This window comes from Reinekea sp., from assembly GCF_982785585.1.
Genome location: NZ_CEYAVF010000003.1, coordinates 155,327 through 157,049, shown reverse-complemented (window position 1 = coordinate 157,049; position 1,723 = coordinate 155,327). Strand labels below are relative to the sequence as shown.

Annotated in this window: 3 protein-coding genes; 1 reads left to right on the top strand and 2 read right to left on the bottom strand. The window is 54.0% G+C overall.

Annotated features, from left to right (window positions below):
- The coding region (locus AC4FIC_RS02580; protein ID WP_490359373.1) for a tryptophan--tRNA ligase at positions 1 to 515 on the top strand (515 nt) is incomplete at its 5' end.
- A gap of 121 nt (positions 516 to 636) precedes the next feature.
- Here the strand turns inward: AC4FIC_RS02580 and AC4FIC_RS02575 are convergent.
- Entirely contained in the window at positions 637 to 1,119 is a 483-nt protein-coding gene (locus AC4FIC_RS02575; RefSeq protein WP_100258797.1) for a GNAT family N-acetyltransferase, read from the bottom strand.
- Positions 1,120 to 1,241: 122 nt separating this feature from the next.
- A complete protein-coding gene (locus AC4FIC_RS02570; protein ID WP_100258116.1) occupies positions 1,242 to 1,718 on the bottom strand; it encodes a LabA-like NYN domain-containing protein in 477 nt (158 codons plus the stop codon).
- Positions 1,719 to 1,723: the final 5 nt, after the last annotated feature.

Genomic DNA, 1,723 nt, shown 5'->3' with positions numbered 1-1,723 from the left:
TGGCGCGTGATATTGCCCAGCGCTTTAATCATCTCTACGGCGAGACCTTCAGCCTGCCCGAGGCGGTGATCGATGAAACGGCGATGATTATTCCTGGCCTGGACGGTCGCAAGATGTCCAAGAGCTATGGCAATACCATCCCGTTATTCGAAGACGAAAAGAAATTCCGTAAGTTGATCAATAAGGTGCAAACCAACAGTCTGATGCCCGGTGAGCCGAAAGATCCGAATGGCTGTACTCTGTTTGCCATCTACTCGGCCTTTACTGGCCCAGCCGAGCAAGCGGCCTTGCGTCAACGCTATGCCGATGGCATCGGTTGGGGCGAGATGAAGCAGTTCCTGTTTGAGTTTTTAAACGAGGAGCTCAAGGACAAGCGCCAGGAATACAACCGACTGATGGCCGATCCGATTCAACTCGATCGATTATTGCAGACCGGTGCCGATAAGGCCCGTCTCTATGCCAGCCCATTCCTGCGTGAGATCCGCAGCAAGGTCGGCATCGGTCCCTTGGCCTAATCAACAGCGGTCCTGATCAACATCGATCCTAATCAACACGGTGCCTGATCAAGCCAATAGCCAGCCAATAAAAAATCCCGCAGCCGCGGGGTTTTTTTTGTCTGATGATCGCCCCTTGAACTTACAGGCTCTTCTGCCAAAACTCGGCATGGCCTATGCTGGGGTCGAGGGCATAGCCTTCATAACCAAACTTAAGGTAGGCATTTTTGGCCACCTGATTGCCGCTCAGTACCTCCAAGGTGACCTTGCAACAGCCGCGTTCACGCGCGATGACTTCGACTTCGGCGAGCAACAGCTGACTCAAGCCCAAGCCACGAAATGCACTGCCCACCGTCATATCGTGAACATTCACCAGGGGTTTACATTTAAAGGTCGAAAAGCCGGTAAAGCAATTGGTCAGGCCCGCCGCCACGCCATCGACATAGCAAAGGATGCTGAAGGCGCCCGGAAAGTCCCGCAGCGCATCCACTAGATGGTTTTGGCTGTGAGCCGATAAGTCTTCAGCGCCACCCATTGGATCGCAGGCATAGTCGTTGAGCAGCCTGATTAGATCGCTCGCCTGTGCGCTGTTATGGTAATCCACTCGAACTAATTCCGTGCTCATCTCGTTCTCCTCGGCGATGATAATACAGATATAGACGACCAACTGCCCCGCAGAGGGCGGACCAATAGCGCCAAAAATTTGCTCTAAAAGCTAACAATACAACTTACCCTGGCAGCAGAGCCCTAGCCCAGCAACAGAGCCTCATCGATGGCGATAAAACGGTTGGCGGCGTCCATCAGGGCCTTGGCGGTGAGCTTGGGCACACCATAGACCTCAACCGTTTTACCATGGCTCTGGCGGATCTTGTCGACCAGAATGGCAAAGTCGCCATCACCGGAGACCAGCACCACGATATCGGCCTGTGCCGCCGCCTCGAGCGCGTCGATGGTAATACCGACATCCCAGTCGCCCTTGGCTGAACCATCGGCCCGTTGAATAAAGGGCTTAAGCTTTACCTCAAAACCGATGGCGCGCAAAATATTTTGAAACTGGCGTTGCTTCTCGTCGCCCCGGTCGACGGCATAGGCATAGGCCCCGACTACCTGACGATTGGTCGTGGCGGCGGCCCAGAAGCCGTTGTAATCAAAGTTTTTTCGATAGGCGCTGCGCGTGGTGTAATAGACGTTTTGCACGTCGACTAAAATTGCGACCGTTTCCATAGAGC